Genomic DNA, 17,565 nt, shown 5'->3' with positions numbered 1-17,565 from the left:
CTTTTCGAAAATATGGAGATAATCTCCACTTGTCAACCGCGAGGTAGCGCATGACCGCCCCCAAGCCGTTGCGGGCCGACGCCCGACGCAAACGCGAGGCCCTGCTCGCCGCGGCCCGCGAGGTCTTCGACACCGGCGACTTCTTCGACCTGCGCTTCGATGACTTCGCCCGCCTGGCCGGTGTCGGCACGGGCACGCTCTACCGCCACTTCCCCACCCGGGAGGCGTTGGCCGAAGCGGTCTATCACCAGGTGGTCGCCACGCTGTGCGACCGCGCGGGCCAGTTGCGGGCCACCCTGCCCGCGGCGGAGGCGCTGGCGACTTTCCTGCGCGAAATGGTCGACTACATGGACGCCCACCAGGGGCTAGCCCGGACGCTGGCCACGCTCATGGCCGCCGGCTCGGGTGCACTCGCCGAGGGCGGCCGAGCGATGGAGCAGGCCGTCGCCGACCTGGTGGCTGCCGCCAAGCGGGACGGCACCGTCCGCGACGACGTGGGTTCCGGCACGGTCATGATGGCACTGCATGGCATCGGTGCAGCACATGACCGTCCCGATTGGCGGGCCGAGGCCGACGGTGTCATCACCCTCGTACTGGACGGGCTACGCCGCCCAGGCCACTGAACGGTCAGCCGCGGACGCGCTGGCGCAGGAGAGTGCGGCCCGGTCGAATCCGGCGAACCGGCACTCATCATGTTCCGCCGGTCGGCGAGACTAGGCGGTTGATTCCGTGAAGGCCTCCTTGCTTACCCTCAAGGTAGGCAAGGAGGCCTTCACGACCTTGGTTCGCGCCGAAGGGGCGTCCGCGACCGAGACGGCCACGGTCCCCCGCCTTGAGGGCCCTCACAGACCCGGCAATACAGGCAATCAGACATTTCGACACAACCACTGTCCTTTATGGACGGTCAAGGGAAGGATTCCTTCGCGGGGTTGCACTTCACGCGATCACGTCGCTTGGGGGTTCCGCTCCGCCTCGATCCGATCAGCGGACTCGTCCTCGATCGCACCGACCTGCTCCGGGTCCTCCGGCCCTGGCATGTGACGGATGCTGTCGCTGCCCTTGTGGTCGTGGGCGCGGCTGTGCCGGGAATCCAGCAGCCGCACCAGTTTGTGCGCCGCCCCGGCGTAGGCATCGTCCACAGTGCTCGCATGGTGGGTGACCGCGACCGGTTGTTTACCACCGGGCCGCGCTTCGATCACGCACTTCTTGTCCTCCGGTTTGCCGCCGCCGTCTTCGCTGAGGTGCACCTCCACCCGGGTCAACCATCCACCGAACCGGGACAGGCTGTTCTCCAGGTCGGTGGTCACATAGGTGGCCAGTCGTTCGCCACCGGGGATCTTGTGATCGGTGTTGACTTGGATTTGCACTGACAGCCTCCAAAACGGAAAAGCGATGGACTCCGTCAGTACCACGGTGGCGGCAGACTCAAACCCCGGTGACATCACCGTGCGAACTCCCGAGCAGTGCCGCGACGGCCTCGCGCGCCTGACGTGCGGGCGCCGGGTCGCCGTTGATGCCCGCCGTCACGACGGCTCCTTCGGCGAGCAGGTAGACCGGTTCGGTCACCGTCGCCCCGGCGGCCAGCACCCAGGTCTCGATCTGCTCGTGGAACGCCCGTTTGTGTGCCCGCACTTCGGCCAGAACCGCCGCGGACGAGGGGCCGAATTCGCCGTGGGCGTTGATCCAAGCGCAGCCGCGAAAACCGGGTTCGGCGAACCATTCGGCGAGCCAGTCGAAGATCGAGAGCACCCGCTCACGGGGATCCACGACCTGGTCCACATAGGCCGCCAGGCTGCCCCGCCAGCGCTGATCACGACGTTTGAGCATCGCCACCACGAGGGCTTCCTTGGTTTCGAAGAACCGGTAGATCCGCTTCAGCGAGAGGCCGGACGCCGCGCGGACCTGGTCCATGCCGACCGCCTGGATGCCGTTCTCGTAGAAGAGATTCTCGGCGGCGTCGAGCAGGGTCTCGCGATCCAAGCGGTTCTGCTCGTCGGTGACGGCGGCGGGCATCGAAACTCCTTGACGTTGAGAACGAACGTTCCCTATCGTAGGCGCCAGACACGGAGAACGCACGTTCTCCACCTGAGGAGGTCGACGATGCCGGAAGATCGCCCGCCCTACCCGCCGTTCACCCGAGAGACGGCGCTGCGGAAGGTCCAAGCGGCCGAGGACGCCTGGAATACCCGCGATCCCCGTCGGGTGGCGTCGGCGTACACGCCGGATTCGGTATGGCGCAACCGGGACACGTTCGTCCACGGCCGAGAGGAGATCGTCACGTTCCTGACCGGGAAGTGGGAGCGGGAACTGGACTACGCGCTGCGCAAGAACCTGTGGGCGTTCACCGAGGACCGGATCGCCGTCCGGTTCCAGTACGAATGGCACGACCAGACCGGACAGTGGTGGCGCAGCTACGGAAACGAACTGTGGGAGTTCGACGAGCACGGTCTCATGAGCCGCCGTGAGGCGAGCATCAACGACGTCGCCTTCCCCGAGACCGAGCGGCGCATCCACGGCCCGCGCCCGAAGGAGGAACACGGAGCCGACTTCCCGCTCCGCTAGCTCAACTCGGCTGGGCGGCCAGGTCAGAGCCAGTCTGCCTCGATGCCGCGAGCACGCAGCGTCTCGAGCGCCTCCTCGTTGCCCGTGTAGAACAGCGTCATCGACTTCAGGTTCGGGAAGTGCCGCAAGTCGGCGAACTCGTCGACGTCGAACAGCCCGTCCTCGCCGTCCCAGTTCGGCGCGATCTCGAGGTAGATCTCGTTGCCGCCGTCCATCTCGATCTCGATGATCTTGTCCGCGAGCTCGACGGGGACCTCGAGCGCCTCGAAGTAGGCCAGAGCCTCAGGTACCGCCTCGACGCTCCCGCCATCGAAAGTGAAGCCCTGCTCGGCGGCGAACTGCCGCAGGTCGAACTTCGGCAGGAGGTCCTGGTTGTACATCAGCTCCTGGACGACGGCGAGCTTGAAATTGGGGTCGGTGAACGAGATCGACTGGCTCATCCCCGAACCCTATAAGCGGCGATGACACCGCGTCTCGGGCTCGTTCGGACCACGCGGTGAAGGCGTCCACAGTGGATTCACCGGAAAGAGATCGGTGTCACGGCCGAATGGCAGTTGACCTTGACACCGTGACAAGGTCTTCACTGAATCGCAGGAGGTGGTTCCCATGAACCCGACCACGGATTCACCGAGCAGGCCACTGCTCGACGCGCTGAGCGCCGAGGACTCGTCGACCCGGCTCAAAGCCGCCCTGGCGGCCGGGACCCGGCCCGACCCCGGCTTCGTCGACGCGCTCGTCGCGCGATGCGCGGTCGAGCCGGACTTCTTCGTCCGCGACATGCTCACCTGGGCCCTGACCCGCCTCCCACCGCGGGTCACGGTGCCCAGGCTCCTCGCGGAGCTTCGTTCCGAGCCTGCTCAAGCCCGGAGTCAGGCGTTGCACACGCTGTCGAAGATCGGCGACCGCGCCGCCTGGCCCGCGATAACGCGGTCCTTGCTGCACGACGCCGACGACGAGGTCGCGCGCAGTGCGTGGCGCGCGGCCGTCGTCCTGGTGCCGGAGTGGGAACGAGCCGGCCTGGCCGCGGAACTGGTCACGCAGCTCGGACGTGGCGACCGGAACAGGCGGCTGAGCCTCAGCCGCGCACTCGTCGCGCTCGGGGACGCGAGCGAGGCGGCTCTGCGGAAAGGGCTGGAGCATCGTGACCCGACGGTGCGCGCACACGCGCGTGCCACGGAACGGCTCCTGCACGACCCCGACGCCGGTTTCGACGTGACGGCCGACGAGGCGAAACGGATCGTGGCGCTCGGTCCGCACCGGACAGAAGGATCGGGATGCTGATCGGTGAGGTGGCACGGCATTCGGGAGTGAGCACCCGGATGCTGCGCCACTACGACTCCCTCGGGCTGGTGCGGCCGACCGGTCGCACCGTCGGCGGCTACCGGGAGTATTCGACCGAGGACATCCGCCGGATCTTCCACGTGGAGTGCCTGCGGTCGCTGGGACTGTCGCTGCGCCAGATCTCGCGCGCCCTCGAGGATCCGGCCTTCACGCCGTCGGCGCTGGTCGGCGACCTCATCCGCCGGACCGAAGACCGTTTGAGCCGGGAGCAGGAGCTGCTCGAACGGCTTCGCACGGTCGGTGCTTCGGCACCGTCGGACTGGCAGGACGTCTTGCGCATCGTGGAACTTCTACGGGGGCTCGGTTCGCCCCATGCCGCGCACCGCCAGCAAGCCGCCCTGAACCCGGCCGAGGACATCCCGGTTCCCGCCGATCTGCTCGCCGACGCGGTCCTGACCGAGTCCGATCCGAACGTCGCCGGAGCCCTGCGCTGGGCTCTCGCGCGGGCAGGTGGCGACGGCGTGGCCGGCGTGGCGGCCGGTCTGCGTTCGGAGAACGTCGACGTCCGGCAGCGCGCGGTCCTGACGATCGCCGAGATGCCCGGCGAGGAAGCGGTGGCGGCCCTCACGGAGGCGCTCGAAGACTCCGACGCGAGAGTGCGACGGCCCGCCGCGCTGGCCTTGGGCAGAGTCGGCACGACCGCGGCCGTGCCGACCCTCGTGGGCATGGTGGTCGAGGGCGCGAACGACGTCGAAGCGGCGGAAGTGCTGGGCGCTCTGGCGGAAAGTCACGGGTTCGAGGAACGGATCATGGCCGCTTTGTCCGGCGAACTCGCCGCGCACACCGAGGATTCCGCGATCCGGATTCGGGTGATCCAAGCCCTGGCGGAGATTTCGGGCCCCCTGGCACGGGGCGTCCTGCGACAGCTGGCCGAGGACGAAGACCCGGCTGTCGCCCTGATCGCCTCAGCCCTCGCCGGCCGCGATCGATGATCGCTCAGGACGCGGTCTCCCGCTGGGGACGGTCACTTCGACGCGTTCCATGATCAGGGCGAACACCATGATCAGCATCGGGGTCACCAGCGCCATCCACATGACAGATCAGGTACCCGGTCGGCCCGCGGTTCAACCCGGCGGCCGTTCGTAGCATGGGGTGATGCGGTCGACCGTTATAGTTGCGACCCTGCCCGGCAGCGCGCCCGAACACGACACCTTTGACCTACCCTCAACAAGGGAAGTACACCAGGACGTGGGTCACTTATAGTTGCCGCGTGTACTCCCCCATCCCCGCCCTGAACGAGCTGAAGGACCTCTACGACTCGGCCAGCGACTTCCTCGCCGACGGCTTCGAGCTGTACGACTACGACGACAAGGAACGCCACTTCCCCAAGGAGCTGGACGATCCGCAGTTCCTTTCCCGGTTGATTCCCTTCGCCCAGGCGAACGGGAGTGGCTCGATGTACGCGCTCTGGCGATCCTCTGACGAGACGGACCTCGCCCTGCTGCCTGTCGTGGCCTTCGGTGACGAGGGCGGTGAACACGTCATCGCCCGCGACTTCCAGGATTTCCTGCGGCTGCTGGGCTACGACGCCGAGATCATGGTCGACCACGACTCGGCGTACTACTTCCGTGAGGAAGACGACGACCACAGCGGCTCGCATGACGAGTTCGTCGAGTGGCTCCAGCAGCGTGGCCTGGCACCGGCCGAGGATCCGGACGCCGTGGTGGCCGCCGCGCAGGAGGTCCACGGGGAGCGGTTCCGGGCGTGGATCACTCCGTTTTACGAGAAGATCGGCTGGGTTTGATCTCCTTGAGGTCGTCCGCCCGTACACCGACGAGAAGGACGACCACCGCGAGCAGCACGATCCCGCTGCTGATCTGCAGCCCGAGGGCGAGGCTCCCGGTCGCGGACTGGATGAACCCGAGCAGGGAAGGCGACGCGGCGGCCGCGAAGGAGCCCATCGAGGTCACGACGGCGATCCCGGTCGCCGCCGCGCGGTCCGAAAGATAGATGGACGGGATCGAGTAGAACACCGTCAGACCCGAGTAGTGCGCCGCCGCGAGGACGGCGAGCAGCACCACGACCGCGAAGACATTGCCGTGGGCGAGGGAAATCGCGAACATCGCGAGCGCCGCGACGATCCATGCCGTGGCGGCGTGCCAGCGCCGTTCGAGAGTGCGGTCGGAATGCCGTCCGACGATCAGCATGGCGACGATCCCGGCCAGCGGCGGCAGGGCGGAGAACAGGCCGAGGTTCAGCACGTCGCCCACGCCCGCGTCGGCGATGATCCTGGGCGCCCAGAAGGAAACCGCGTTCGCGAGCGTGTACGCGCCGCACGCGCACAGCCCGAGGATCCAGACCTTGGGGTCACTCAATGCCGCGCGGAGCCCGATATGGGTACGGGTGCCGCCCGCGCCGCCCTTGAGGCGCTGATCGGCGTCGAGGTCGGCGCGGACCGCGGCCTTCTGCGCGGGAGTGAGCCAGCGGACCTGCTCGGGCTCGTCGGCGAGCCAGAACAGTACGGCGACGGCGAGCAGGATCGGTGGGATCCCCTCGATGAGGAACAACCATTGCCAGTCCGCGAGTCCGGCGACCCCACCGAGGGTGTGCATGATGCCGCCGGAGACCACCGAACCCACGATTCCGGAAACCGGCACCCCGATGAAGAAGATCGCGGTCATCCGGGTCCGGCGCGCGGACGGGAACCAGCGGGACAGATAGAACAACGCCCCGGGAAAGAACCCGGCCTCGGCGACGCCGAGCAGGAACCTCGCCACATAGAAGGTGTACTCGTCCTGGACGAACATCGTCGCCACGGTCACGACACCCCAGGAGGCCATGATGCGCACCAGGGACTTCCGCGCTCCGATCCGTGCCATCAGCGCGTTGCTCGGAACCTCGAAGAGGATGAACCCGACGAAGAACACCGTCACGCCGAGGCCGTAGACAGCGGGGCCGAAACCGAGGTCGCGTTTGAGGCCCTCCTGCGCGATCCCGATGTTGGTCCGGTCGATGAAGCTGACGATGTAGCAGATCACGAGCAGGGGCATGATCCGCAGCGCGATCACCCGGTAGGTGGCGGGGCGGTCGACCGGTACGGCGGATTGTTCGGTGGCTGGGCTGGGATCGGCCACGGTCTTCGACTCCCTTGTCGGCGGCGGGGACCACGTGAGCATGCGCCCGGGTGTTGATACTGTCAACACCGGGATTTAGATGGGTAGGATGCGCGGCATGACCGAACGTCCGGACGGACACGAGCTCGTCCCGATCTCCCAGCTGCTGTCCTACCGACTCTCCCGCACGTCGGCCGCCCTGTCGCGTTCTGCGGCGTTGCGCTACCGCCGGGAGTTCGACGTTAGCCTCGGCGAATGGCGGGCGATCGCCCTCATCGCCGCGGACCCGACGCTCACCCTCAACCGGCTCGCCCGCCGGGCGGGCCTGGACAAAGCGCAGATGAGCAGGGTCGTGGCAAAGCTGGTCGAGCGCGGCTTGGTGAACCGCACGGCCGCTTCGGGCCGCACCTCCCGCCTGGCGCTGACCGAGGACGGCCTCACCGTCTACCGGGGTCTCATCGTCGCGGCGAACGAGCGCGACGCCGCCTTCCTCGGCATCCTGACCTCCACCGAAGCCGAGGTCCTCGAACGCGCACTGGACAAGCTCGCCGACGCCGCGCTAGTCGTCGAACAAGAGGAGCGCGAGCGTGACACGAAACCCTAAGTGTTGACATTATCAACTGTCGGCGAGTAGTTCTGGAGTCACCGTAGGAGGTGACTCGATGACCGACGGGGTCACGATTTGTGAATGCTTCGCCAGGGACGGGCTGCAACACGAGCCGTCGTTCGTCCCGACCGCGACGAAGGTCGCCCTGCTGGAAGGTTTCGCCCGCGCGGGGTTCACCCGCATCGAAGCCACGAGCTACAGCCACCCGGAGCGGGTCCCGGCGTTCGCCGACGCGAGCGACGTGCTCGTCTCTGTCGGCCACCGGCCGGGCGTGGCGTTCAAGGCGACGTGCCCCAACCCCCGCGCCGTGACGCGCGCGCTGGAAGACCTGGATCGTGGCGCCGGGGCTCAAGAGCTGAGCCTGCTGGTCTCGGCGAGCGAGAGCCACACCGAACGGAATCTGCGCACCACCCGCGCCGCCCAGTGGGAGCGGGTCGCGGAGATGATCCGTTTGGCGGACAAGCGTTTCCGCCTGATCGGCGTGGTGTCCGTCGCGTTCGGCTGCCCGTTCGAAGGTGCCGTCGACCCGGGTCGGGTCGCCGAGGACGTCGCGCGGTTCGCCGATCTCGGCGCCGACGCGGTCACCTTGGGCGACACCACCGGGGTGGCGACGCCGAAGACCGTGACCGCCCTGTTCGAAAGGCTCGGCCGGGCCCATCCAGGGCTGCCGCTGATCGCGCACTTCCACAACTCGCGCGGCGCGGGCATCGCCAACGCGGTGGCCGCGCTGGACGCGGGCTGCCGCCACTTCGACAGCGCGATGGGCGGGGTCGGCGGCCATCCGGCGTCGATCGGCTACGGCGCCGGGCTGACCGGCAACGTCTGCACCGAGGACCTCGTCGACCTCTTCCACGCGATGGGTGTCCAAACCGGACTGGATCCCGACGCGCTCGCCGAGTCGTCCGCCGCCTGCGAGAAAGCACTCGGCCGCCCACTGCACAGCATGGTCGCGCGAGCCGGTTTCGCCCGCACACAAGGAGAAAGCCGACGATGATCCTGCTCACCGAGGACCGCGACCGGGTCCGGATCCTCACCCTCAACCGGCCGGACAAGCTCAACGCGCTCGACACCGCCCTCACCCGGGCTCTGCGGGACGCCCTCGACGACGCCGACCACGACCCCGGCGTCCGTGCCGTGGTGCTGACCGGCAACGGCCGCGGATTCTGTGCGGGCGCGGACCTTTCCGAGTTCTCCGCCCTCACTCCGGAGCAGCCCGACGCCGTGCTGGAGCGAGCGGCGCTGACCGCCGGACTCCAGACCCGGATGCAGCGAATGGGCACTCCGGTCGTCACCGCGGTCCGCGGCGCGGCGGTCGGCGGCGGCGCGGGCCTCGCGATCGGCGCCGACATGGTCGTCGCGGGCGCCGACCTGCGGTTCGGCTACCCGGAACTGCGGCACTCCCTCGTCCCGGCCCTGGTGATGACCGGTCTGGTTCGGCACCTAGGCCGCAAGCTCGCCTTCGAGCTGATCAGCACCGGCAGGCTGCTCACAGCGGCCGAAGCGTCCGAGCACGGCCTGGTCAACCGGGTCGTCGAGGCCGAGAACGTCCTCTCCGCCGCGCTGGAGATCGCCGCGGGCTGGGCGGCGGTGGAGCCACGGGCACTGAGCGCCGCCAAAGACCTGTTCTACCGGGTCGCCGACCTGCCGACCGACGCCGCCGTGCGCGCCGGCCAGGACGTGAACGCCCTGATGCGGGGGTTCCGCCGGTGACCCCGCCACTCGAAGGCATCACCGTGCTCGACTTCTCCCGTGTGCTGGCCGCCCCGATGGCCACGCAGATCCTCGGCGAACTGGGCGCGACGGTGATCAAGGTCGAACGGCCGGGCTCCGGCGACGAGACCCGGGGCTTCGAACCCCGGCTCCCCGCCGGGGAAAGTGCCTACTTCTTCGCCGTCAACCGGGGCAAACACTCGGTGACCCTCGATCTGAAGGACACCCGCGGCCGCGACGTCGCCCGCCGCCTCGCAACCGACGCCGACGTCGTGGTGGAGAACTTCCTGCCCGGCACCATGGACCGGCTCGGCCTCGGCTACGAAGACCTGTCCGAGAGCAACCCCGGCCTGGTGTACGTGTCCGCCACCGGGTTCGGGCAGACCGGCCCGGACCGCTCCCGGAAGGGCTACGACACCGTCTTCCAGGCCCTGTCCGGAGTCATGGCGATGACCGGCGAACCGGACGGCCCGCCGGTCAAGACCGGGATCCCGGCCGCGGACCTGACTTCGGGTCTCTGGGTGGTCATCGCCGCACTGACCGGGCTGGCCGGCCGGAGCGCCACCGGACAAGGCCGCCACCTGGACGTGTCCATGATGGACGTCCAGCTCAGCCTGCACGCGCTTAACGCCGCCCGGCTGTTCGCCCTCGACGAGGATCCGGCGCGGACCGGCAGCCAGCATCCCGGTCGCGTCCCGTCCGCCGCCTTCGAGGCCGCGGACGGCCGCTGGGTGCACATCAGTTGCAGCGACCAGCACTGGGCACCGCTGTGCCGGGTGCTCCGCCTCGACGAACTGGGGTCCGACAGCGAACTCCGGCACAACGCCGGACGTGTCGCCCGCCGGGACCGGGTGATGACCGCGCTGCGTACGGCGATCGCCTGCCGTGAAAGCGGCGAGCTGGTCGGGGAACTGCGCGCGGCCGACGTTCCGGTGGGCGAGGTCCGCGGCGTCCGCGAAGCACTGGACGATCCGCACGCGCGGGCACGCGGCGTCGTCGGCACCTTCTCGCATCCCACCGAAGGCACGTTCCCCGCGATCCGCACCCCGCTGCGGGACACCGGGGCGCGGCCACAAGACCTGGCGAGCCCGCCGTTGCTGGGCGCCGACACCGAGACCGTGCTCGCGGACGCGGGCTTCGGCTCGGCCGAGATCGCGGACCTGCGCCGCGAAGGAGTGATCTGAGTGGACGAGCGGATCCGGCTCGACGTCACCGCCGGGATCGCCCGGCTGCAACTGGCCCGCCCGGCCGCGCGCAACGCCGTGGACCTGCCCCTGTGCCTTCAACTGCGCGCGGCGTTCGACGAGATCGACGCCGACGAGTCGGTCCGTGTCGTCTTGCTCTCCGGGCAGGGGCCGGTCTTCTGCGCTGGCGCAGACCTCAAGGAGCGCACCGGCAAGGACGCGTCGTGGGTGCGCCGCCGCCGCGCGGCCTCGTTCGCCGCCTACGCCGCGATCGCGGCCTGCCGCCGTCCGGTGATCGCGCTGGTGCACGGGGCCGTGGTCGGCTCGGGCGGTGAGATCACCCTCGCCGCCGATTTCGCCATTGCCGCCGAGGGCACCACGTTCCGCTTCCCCGAGCCGCATTGGGGCACGATCGGTGCGACGCAGCGGCTGCCGAGGGCGATCGGGCCGCGCCGCGCCAAGGAACTGCTGTTCACCAATCGCCCCGTCGGCGCGGAAGAGGCCCGCGACCTCGGGCTCGTCGTCCGCGTCGTTCCCCCGGCGGAGCTGATCGAGGCCGGGGACGAGACGGCGCGGAACATCGCCAAGGCACCACCGGGTGCCATCGCGCTGACCAAACGCGCGGTGGATCTCGGCACCGAGACCGACCTCGACCGCGGCATCCGCATCGAAATGGCCGCGATCGAGCAGAATCTGGAGACTGGCGACTGGCGTGACGGCATCGACCGCTTCCGCGCTTTCTCAGCTACCGAGGAGGCAGAGTGATGGACCTGCGCACCGTCTGCCCGCTCACCGCGCACGAGGCGCTGGAGCGCGCCGCACTGACCGCGCCGGACGTCGAGGCCGTCGTCACCGCCGACTCCCGCGTCACCTACGGCGAACTCGCCGGGAACGTCGCCCGGATCCGGGCCGCGCTCGCGGCACACGGCATCGGGCGGGGCGACAGCGTCGGTGTCTGCCTCGGCAACGGTCCCGACTGGGTCGCGTTGTTCGTCGCGATCGGCTCGCTCGGGGCCGTCACCGTGCCCGTCAACACCCGGTGCACCGCCGACGAGGTGCGGTACATGCTGGACAAGGCGAAGGTTTCGACACTCTTCACCGCGGACCGCGTGCTGCGTGTCGACTTCATCGCGATGCTGCGCGAGCTGGGCCTCGGGGCCGACGGGCGCTGTGCCACGTTGCCCGACCTGACCTCCGTGGTCGTCCTGGGCACGGAGGTGCCGGAGGGTACGACGTCCTGGCCGTCGTTCCTCGCCGCCGCCGACGGCGACGCCCCGGCCACCGCGGAACCGGACGACGTCCTGCTCGTGCAGTACACCTCGGGCACGACGGCCCGGCCGAAGGGCGTCCTGCTCACCCATCGGAGCATGTGCGCCAACGCGTACTTTTCCGGCGCCCGGCTCGGGTTCCGCCCCGCCGACCGCTTCCTCAGCGCCCGCCCCTTCTTCCACGTCGCCGGAAGCACGCTGTCGGTGCTCGCCAGCTTGCAGCACGCCATCACGTTGGTGGCCATGGCCAAATTCGAGGCGGGAGAGGCGTTGCGCCTGCTGGAAGAGGAACGCTGCACGCATTTCTCGGGCAACGACACCATCGCGATGATGTTGCTCAACCATCCTGGCCGCGCGACGCGGAAACTCCACCTGCGCGGTGCCTGGGTCGCGGCGTCGCCAACGGTGATCCGGCGGGTGATCGACGAACTCGGCGCCCGCGAATGCGTCGCGGGATACGGCCTGTCGGAGGCGTCGCCGAACGCCGCGCAGTCCTGCTGGTGGGAGCCCGAGGAGATCAGGGCTTCCGGCGCGATGGCCGCCGAACCCGGAGTGGAGATCCGCATCCGCGCGCTCGACGGGGAACACGACTGCGCGCCGGGCACCCCGGGCGCGATCCTCGTCCGCGGCTGGAACGTCATGCTGGGCTACCTCGACGACCCCGAGCAGACCGCCGCCGCGATCGACGCCGACGGCTGGCTGTCCACAGGGGACGTCGGACTGCTCGATCGGTCCGGCAGACTCCATTTCATCGGGCGCACCAAGGACATCATCCGCGTCGGCGGCGAGAACGTCGCCCCTGCCGACGTCGAGGACGTCCTGCACCGGCATGCCGCGGTCCGGCAGGCCGCTGTGGTCGGGGTACCTCACGAGCGGCTGATCGAGGTCCCGTTCGCCTTCGTCGTGCTCCGCGAGGCCGATGCTGTCACCGAAGAAGAATTGCTGCGCTGGGCGAAGGCCCACATGGCGGGTTTCAAGGTGCCGCACCATCTTCGGATCGTCGACGGCTTCGAAGGGATCGGCATGACCGCGAGTTCGAAGGTGCGGAAGAACCAGCTCGCGGAACACGCCCGCACCCTGCTCGGGCCTGCTCGATGAGGCGGATCCCGACCCCCGTCACCGCACTGCTGGGCATCGAGCTGCCGATCGTGCAGGCGGGGATGTCCTGGGCTTCGTCGTGCTCGGCCCTGCCGCTCGCGGTCAGCAACGCCGGCGGGCTCGGGGTGGTCGCCGCCGGACCGATGCGGCTGCCGGATCTGGCCCGCACCCTCGACGAAATGGGCGACGGCACCGAGTCGCCGTGGGCGGTGAACCTGCCGCTCTACCGGTCGGGCGCCGAGGAAGTGATCGAGTTGCTGCTCACGCGCCGGCCGCCGGTACTGATCGCTTCGCAGGGCGGCCCGCGGCGCTACCTCGCCCGCTTCCACGACGTCGGGACCACCTGCCTGCACGTGGTCGCCGGAACCGAGCACGCGAAGAAGGCCGTCGACGCCGGTGTCGACGGGCTCGTCGTGGTCGGCGCCGAGGCCGGCGGGCATCCGCCGCCCGGCCTCGTCACGACGCTGGTCCTCACCCGCGCTGTCGCCACCGCGGTCCCGGACACGCCGATCGTCGCGGCCGGAGGCCTCGCCGACGGAGCGGGCCTCGCCGCGATGCTCGCCCTCGGCGCGGGCGCCGCCCAATTCGGCACCCGGTTCCTCGCCAGCACCGAAGCCACCGTCCACCCGGACTACAAGGCCGCCGTGGTCGCCGCCGGGATCGACTCGACCCGCACCGTCGGCCGGGAACTCGGCCTGATCCGCGCGCTGGCCAACGACTTCACCGACCGGATGACCGACCTCGAGAACTCCGCGGCCGACGTCGACCGACGACGTGAGGTGTTCACGGCCTCGACCCTGCGAGACGCCGCGCTCGACGGCGACCTGAAGAACGGCAAGGTCGAAGCGGGTCAATCGGCCGGGCTGGTGACCGACGTGCTGCCCGCCGCCGAGATCGTGGGACGGATCGTGGAGGAGTACGACGCGGCCGTCGCCCGGCTCCGGCCCTGACGCTTGGCTGCGTCTCGCTGACGCCTCCAATGTGGCATTGGGTGCGTTGAGTGCCCCCGATGCCGCATTGGGGGCATCAGCCGTGGTGCTGTTCCCGGTGTCGTGAAGGCCCCTTTCCTTGCGTCTAGCGCAAAGAAAGGGGCCTTCACGGACTTTGGGCCGAAAGTCGGCGATGTCGCGCGGGCGGCAGGTCCGTGAAGGCCTCCTTCACTACCTTCAGGGTAGGCAAGGAGGCCTTCACGGACTTCGGAGCCGAGCGTCCAGCACTGGCGCGACATTACATCTGTAATGTAGCCTCTTCCTACACCCACCGGCCACATAGGAGGTTCCGAGGTGAAGCGGGCACTCCAGCGCGCGGCGGTCGAAGTCGTGGCACGGAACGGGCTGCGCGGTCTCACCTATCGCGCGGTCGCCAATGCGGCCGGCTGCACCACAGGCGCGGTACAGCACCACTTCTCCTCACTCGACGATCTCCTTCAGTCCTCTTTGGACTGGGTACTCGAAGAGAGCGCGGAGAACGGTTTGATCGGCGCTCGCACCGGAGTGTTCGCCGATGGCGCGGAGGTCCGGAAGCGGTATCAGGACAGCGCGGAGATCCAGATCTTCCAGTACCAGCTGGTCGTGGAGTCGGCGCGGCGCCCGGAGCTGCGTCCGGTGGTCCGGCGGCTCTACCGCGGATACCTCGACGCGGTCGGCAAAGAACTGACAGCCGACGACGGATTCGCACAACTCGTTTTCTACGCCCTCGACGGGATGTTCCTGCATCAGGTGGCGGATCCGGACGTCGACCCCGGCCCGGCACTCGAAGCCCTGCACGCCATCCTGGCGAACCATAACTGAGACCAACCCGGCAGTACCACCGCCCGGTGACACGCACCCGCGTGACACCGGGCCGTGATACTGCCCTTTTTTCGTTACAGGGCAACAACTCCACACTGTCCTTTTGCGACAACCGGAACCGATCTAGGTGTTGACTTAATCAACACTCGGGAGTCAGACTCGGCGCACACCCGATGAAGCGAAAGGCCTTCCGATGCCCGACACCGCTGCCGCGACCTTGCTGATCGACGGTCGCTGGCATTCCTCCCCGACGACGTTCGACGTCGTGGACCCCGCGAGCCTCGACGTCCTCGGCCAGGCGGCCGACGCGGGGCCCACTCACGCTCTCGCCGTACTCGACGCCGCGGCCGCCGCCGCTCGCGGCTGGGCGGACACCGACCCGGAAACCCGCAGTGGCCATCTTCGCGCCGCGGCGGCGGAAATCCGTGCACGGCAGGGTAAACTCGCCTCGTTGCTGAGCCGGGAGAACGGCAAACCACTCGCGGAAGCCGCCGGTGAACTGGTGGGCGGGGCCCGGATGCTGGAGTGGGCCGCGGAAGAGGGACGGCGTGCCTACGGCCGGGTCACGCCCGCCTCCGCGGCGGGCCCCGGGCTGGTGCTGCGCTCCCCCGTCGGGCCAGTCCTCGCGATCACGCCGTGGAACTTCCCGGCGAGCATGCTGCTGCGCAAGGTCGGGCTCGCACTGGCCGCCGGCTGCCCGGTGATCGCCAAACCGGCCGAGCAGACCCCGCTCATCGCCACGGCACTGCTCGGCATCCTGCAGGCGACCGGGCTCCCGGCGGGCGTGCTGCAATCCCTGACCACGACCAGTCCCGCCGAACTCGTGGGGGTACTGCTGGCCGATCGCAGGCTGCGCAAGGTCAGCTTCACCGGGTCGACCGAGGTCGGCCTCGGCCTGTTGCGGCAGACCAGCGACACACTTCGCCGCACGTCGCTCGAAATGGGCGGGCACTCCCCCGCGATCGTCTTCGCCGACGCCGATCTCGAAGCGGCCGCCACCGGCGTGGTCACCGCGAAGTTCTTCAACGCTGGCCAAAGCTGCACTGCCGTGAACCGGCTTTACGTCCACGAGAGCGTGCGGGACGACCTGCTCGCGCTGCTCGAGAAGAAGACGGCCGCGCTGCGCCTCGGACGCGGAGACGCCGACGGCACCACGGTCGGCCCGTTGATCGACGAGGCCGGGCTCGCGAAGGTCGAGAACCAGGTCGCCGACGCCGTGGCCAAGGGCGCCCGGGTCCTGATCGGCGGTGGCCGCTGGGAGTCCGGCGATCCGGCGCTGCGCGGCCACTACTTCCGGCCAACGGTGCTGACCGGCGTCACCGCGGACATGCTCATCAGCCACGAGGAGACGTTCGGCCCGGTGCTCGCCGTCGCCACGTTCACCGACGACGACGAGGCGATCGCACTGGCCAACGCCACGGACTACGGGCTGGCCGCCTATCTGTTCGGCAGCGACCTGCGCCGCGTCTGGCGGGCACTCGACCGGCTTGACTTCGGCGTGATCGGGGTCAACGACCCGGCCCCGGTCCGCCCGGAACTGCCTTTCGGCGGCCAGAAGAACTCCGGCCAGGAACGCGAAGGCGGCGCCGAAGGCATCGAGGCCTACACCGAGACGAAGGCCGTGGCGCTGCGGTTCTGAGCACGCCCTGGCAACGAAAGGACCTTCATGACCAGCACCACCGATCTCGCCGCTCTCGACCGGCACACCCTCGTGCACCCGCACACCACGATCGGCGCCCCGGCCGAGCCGCTCATCCTCGACCGCGGTGAAGGCGCTCTGCTGTGGGACACCGAAGGCCGCCAGTACATCGACGGCACCTGCGGTCTGTGGCAGTGCCCGGTCGGCCACGGCCGCACCGAACTCGCCGACGTCGCCGCCGAGCAGATCCGCCGCCTGGAGTTCTACTCGTCCTTCGGTGACTACTCGAACGCTCCGTCGATCCGCCTCGCCGAACGACTGCTGTCGCTCGCACCCGCCGGTCTGGAACGCGTGTTCCTCACCAACGGCGGTTCGGAAGGCAACGAGACCGCGATCAAGCTCGCCCGGCTCGCCTTCCACCACGCCGGTTCCCCGGAGCGGACGGTGGTACTGGCCAGGACCGGCGGTTACCACGGTATGGGCGGCGCGTCGCTCGCCGCCACCGGGATCGAGGGCCTGCGCGCCGGGTTCGGCCCGCTGCTGCCCGATATCGAATGGCTGGGGAAGCCCCACGCCATCGAATACGGCCCGGACGCGACGGACGTGCTCGTCGCGGAGCTGGAACAGCGCATCGCCGAGATCGGCGCGCAACGCATCGCCGCGTTCATCGGCGAACCGGTGCTGGGCGTCGGCGGGATGGTGCCGCCGCCGGACGGGTACTGGCCGCGCGTGCAGGAAGTCTTGCGCCGCAACGGGATCCTGTTGATCGTCGACGAGATCGTGACCGCCTTCGGCCGGACGGGCCAGTGGTTCGGCAGCCGGCATTTCGGCATCGAGCCGGACATGATCGTCACCGCGAAGGGCATCACCAGCGGCTACGTGCCGATGGGTGCGGTGCTGATCGGCCGCCGGGTCCTCGAACTCGCCGACGGAGCCACGTTCCTGCACGGTTTCACCTACAACGGTCACCCCGTCGGGGCAGCGGTCGCGCTGGCGAACCTCGACATCATCGAGCGGGAGAACCTGCTCGAACGCGCCCGCGTTCTCGGCGCCCGCCTGCGCGAGCGGCTCGACCCGCTCACCGCACTCCCCCACGTGCGGGAGGTCCGCGGTGTCGGCCTGATGCTCGGCATCGAATTCACCGACGTGCCGACCGCGTCGGTGCAGTCCGGCTGCCGCGCGGACGGCGTCGTGGTCCGGGCCTCCGGCACCAGCATCGTGCTGTCCCCGCCGCTGGTCATCACCGAGGAGCAGATCGACACCCTGGCCGACGTGCTGTGCCGTCACGTCGCGGCCGCGGCGAGCTGAGCGGA

Annotated in this window: 19 protein-coding genes; 15 read left to right on the top strand and 4 right to left on the bottom strand. The window is 69.2% G+C overall.

The window, feature by feature from the left end:
- Positions 1 to 50 precede the first annotated feature (50 nt).
- A complete protein-coding gene (locus ACLARN_RS09265) occupies positions 51 to 623 on the top strand; it encodes a TetR/AcrR family transcriptional regulator (RefSeq protein WP_409490896.1) in 573 nt (190 codons plus the stop codon).
- A gap of 321 nt (positions 624 to 944) precedes the next feature.
- On the opposite strand, the gene ACLARN_RS09260 is transcribed toward ACLARN_RS09265, so the two are convergent.
- Together ACLARN_RS09260 and ACLARN_RS09255 are read right to left on the bottom strand one after the other, a co-directional pair.
- Complete coding sequence (locus ACLARN_RS09260; RefSeq protein WP_409490895.1) at positions 945 to 1,367, bottom strand: HPF/RaiA family ribosome-associated protein; 423 nt, start codon at positions 1,365 to 1,367, stop codon at positions 945 to 947.
- Between the two features lie 58 nt (positions 1,368 to 1,425).
- Entirely contained in the window at positions 1,426 to 2,013 is a 588-nt protein-coding gene (locus ACLARN_RS09255; RefSeq protein ID WP_409490894.1) for a TetR/AcrR family transcriptional regulator, read from the bottom strand.
- A gap of 87 nt (positions 2,014 to 2,100) precedes the next feature.
- Between ACLARN_RS09255 and ACLARN_RS09250 the strand changes: the two genes are divergently transcribed.
- Complete coding sequence (locus tag ACLARN_RS09250) at positions 2,101 to 2,562, top strand: nuclear transport factor 2 family protein (RefSeq protein ID WP_409490893.1); 462 nt, start codon at positions 2,101 to 2,103, stop codon at positions 2,560 to 2,562.
- Between the two features lie 23 nt (positions 2,563 to 2,585).
- On the opposite strand, the gene ACLARN_RS09245 is transcribed toward ACLARN_RS09250, so the two are convergent.
- Entirely contained in the window at positions 2,586 to 3,002 is a 417-nt protein-coding gene (locus ACLARN_RS09245) for a DUF6892 domain-containing protein (protein WP_409490892.1), read from the bottom strand.
- A gap of 166 nt (positions 3,003 to 3,168) precedes the next feature.
- Between ACLARN_RS09245 and ACLARN_RS09240 the strand changes: the two genes are divergently transcribed.
- From ACLARN_RS09240 to ACLARN_RS09230, 3 genes are all read left to right on the top strand, one after another.
- On the top strand, positions 3,169 to 3,843 hold the full coding sequence (locus ACLARN_RS09240) for a HEAT repeat domain-containing protein (protein ID WP_409490891.1): 675 nt from the start codon (positions 3,169 to 3,171) through the stop codon (positions 3,841 to 3,843).
- Positions 3,837 to 4,835 carry a HEAT repeat domain-containing protein gene (locus tag ACLARN_RS09235; protein ID WP_409490890.1) on the top strand — a complete coding sequence of 333 codons (999 nt, stop codon included), beginning with the start codon at positions 3,837 to 3,839 and terminating at the stop codon, positions 4,833 to 4,835. The genes ACLARN_RS09240 and ACLARN_RS09235 overlap by 7 nt, the downstream gene beginning before the upstream one ends.
- A gap of 278 nt (positions 4,836 to 5,113) precedes the next feature.
- Entirely contained in the window at positions 5,114 to 5,647 is a 534-nt protein-coding gene (locus tag ACLARN_RS09230; RefSeq protein ID WP_409490889.1) for a hypothetical protein, read from the top strand.
- Here the strand turns inward: ACLARN_RS09230 and ACLARN_RS09225 are convergent.
- The gene (locus ACLARN_RS09225) at positions 5,613 to 6,977 is read right to left on the bottom strand and encodes an MFS transporter (RefSeq protein WP_409490888.1); all 1,365 of its coding nucleotides are present in this window, start codon (positions 6,975 to 6,977) and stop codon (positions 5,613 to 5,615) included. The two genes, ACLARN_RS09230 and ACLARN_RS09225, sit on opposite strands and share 35 nt — an antisense overlap.
- Positions 6,978 to 7,074: 97 nt before the next feature.
- On the opposite strand from ACLARN_RS09225, the gene ACLARN_RS09220 reads away from it, so the two are divergent.
- From ACLARN_RS09220 to ACLARN_RS09175, 10 genes are all read left to right on the top strand, one after another.
- Positions 7,075 to 7,560, top strand: coding sequence for a MarR family winged helix-turn-helix transcriptional regulator (locus tag ACLARN_RS09220; protein ID WP_409490887.1), 486 nt, complete (start codon positions 7,075 to 7,077; stop codon positions 7,558 to 7,560).
- Positions 7,561 to 7,618: 58 nt separating this feature from the next.
- Positions 7,619 to 8,557, top strand: a complete 939-nt coding sequence (locus ACLARN_RS09215; RefSeq protein ID WP_409490886.1) for a hydroxymethylglutaryl-CoA lyase — start codon at positions 7,619 to 7,621, stop codon at positions 8,555 to 8,557.
- Positions 8,554 to 9,273: an enoyl-CoA hydratase/isomerase family protein gene (locus ACLARN_RS09210; RefSeq protein ID WP_409490885.1), complete on the top strand. Its 720-nt coding sequence runs from the start codon at positions 8,554 to 8,556 to the stop codon at positions 9,271 to 9,273. Before ACLARN_RS09215 ends, ACLARN_RS09210 begins: the two co-directional genes overlap by 4 nt.
- Positions 9,270 to 10,457, top strand: coding sequence for a CaiB/BaiF CoA transferase family protein (locus ACLARN_RS09205; protein ID WP_409490884.1), 1,188 nt, complete (start codon positions 9,270 to 9,272; stop codon positions 10,455 to 10,457). Before ACLARN_RS09210 ends, ACLARN_RS09205 begins: the two co-directional genes overlap by 4 nt.
- A complete protein-coding gene (locus tag ACLARN_RS09200; protein ID WP_409490883.1) occupies positions 10,458 to 11,222 on the top strand; it encodes an enoyl-CoA hydratase/isomerase family protein in 765 nt (254 codons plus the stop codon).
- A complete protein-coding gene (locus ACLARN_RS09195) occupies positions 11,222 to 12,823 on the top strand; it encodes an AMP-binding protein (protein ID WP_409490882.1) in 1,602 nt (533 codons plus the stop codon). The genes ACLARN_RS09200 and ACLARN_RS09195 overlap by 1 nt, the downstream gene beginning before the upstream one ends.
- On the top strand, positions 12,820 to 13,773 hold the full coding sequence (locus ACLARN_RS09190) for an NAD(P)H-dependent flavin oxidoreductase (RefSeq protein WP_409490881.1): 954 nt from the start codon (positions 12,820 to 12,822) through the stop codon (positions 13,771 to 13,773). The genes ACLARN_RS09195 and ACLARN_RS09190 overlap by 4 nt, the downstream gene beginning before the upstream one ends.
- A 333-nt stretch (positions 13,774 to 14,106) precedes the next feature.
- Complete coding sequence (locus ACLARN_RS09185) at positions 14,107 to 14,613, top strand: TetR/AcrR family transcriptional regulator (protein ID WP_409490880.1); 507 nt, start codon at positions 14,107 to 14,109, stop codon at positions 14,611 to 14,613.
- Positions 14,614 to 14,806: 193 nt separating this feature from the next.
- The gene (locus ACLARN_RS09180; protein WP_409490879.1) at positions 14,807 to 16,252 is read left to right on the top strand and encodes an NAD-dependent succinate-semialdehyde dehydrogenase; all 1,446 of its coding nucleotides are present in this window, start codon (positions 14,807 to 14,809) and stop codon (positions 16,250 to 16,252) included.
- Between the two features lie 27 nt (positions 16,253 to 16,279).
- Positions 16,280 to 17,560 carry an aspartate aminotransferase family protein gene (locus ACLARN_RS09175; protein WP_409490878.1) on the top strand — a complete coding sequence of 427 codons (1,281 nt, stop codon included), beginning with the start codon at positions 16,280 to 16,282 and terminating at the stop codon, positions 17,558 to 17,560.
- The last annotated feature ends 5 nt before the right edge of the window (positions 17,561 to 17,565 follow it).

The organism is Amycolatopsis sp. cmx-11-12 (assembly GCF_046269425.1).
GTDB lineage: Bacteria > Actinomycetota > Actinomycetes > Mycobacteriales > Pseudonocardiaceae > Amycolatopsis.
This window is presented reverse-complemented; position numbering and strand designations above follow the sequence as displayed.

Coding starts and splice junctions, on each gene's coding strand:
- ACLARN_RS09265 (WP_409490896.1), top strand. CDS start 51: ATGACCGCCCCCAAGCCGTTGCGGGCCGACGCCCGACGCAAACGCGAG.
- ACLARN_RS09255 (WP_409490894.1), bottom strand. CDS start 2,013: ATGCCCGCCGCCGTCACCGACGAGCAGAACCGCTTGGATCGCGAGACC.
- ACLARN_RS09250 (WP_409490893.1), top strand. CDS start 2,101: ATGCCGGAAGATCGCCCGCCCTACCCGCCGTTCACCCGAGAGACGGCG.
- ACLARN_RS09245 (WP_409490892.1), bottom strand. CDS start 3,002: ATGAGCCAGTCGATCTCGTTCACCGACCCCAATTTCAAGCTCGCCGTC.
- ACLARN_RS09240 (WP_409490891.1), top strand. CDS start 3,169: ATGAACCCGACCACGGATTCACCGAGCAGGCCACTGCTCGACGCGCTG.
- ACLARN_RS09235 (WP_409490890.1), top strand. CDS start 3,837: ATGCTGATCGGTGAGGTGGCACGGCATTCGGGAGTGAGCACCCGGATG.
- ACLARN_RS09220 (WP_409490887.1), top strand. CDS start 7,075: ATGACCGAACGTCCGGACGGACACGAGCTCGTCCCGATCTCCCAGCTG.
- ACLARN_RS09215 (WP_409490886.1), top strand. CDS start 7,619: ATGACCGACGGGGTCACGATTTGTGAATGCTTCGCCAGGGACGGGCTG.
- ACLARN_RS09210 (WP_409490885.1), top strand. CDS start 8,554: ATGATCCTGCTCACCGAGGACCGCGACCGGGTCCGGATCCTCACCCTC.
- ACLARN_RS09195 (WP_409490882.1), top strand. CDS start 11,222: ATGGACCTGCGCACCGTCTGCCCGCTCACCGCGCACGAGGCGCTGGAG.
- ACLARN_RS09190 (WP_409490881.1), top strand. CDS start 12,820: ATGAGGCGGATCCCGACCCCCGTCACCGCACTGCTGGGCATCGAGCTG.
- ACLARN_RS09180 (WP_409490879.1), top strand. CDS start 14,807: ATGCCCGACACCGCTGCCGCGACCTTGCTGATCGACGGTCGCTGGCAT.
- ACLARN_RS09175 (WP_409490878.1), top strand. CDS start 16,280: ATGACCAGCACCACCGATCTCGCCGCTCTCGACCGGCACACCCTCGTG.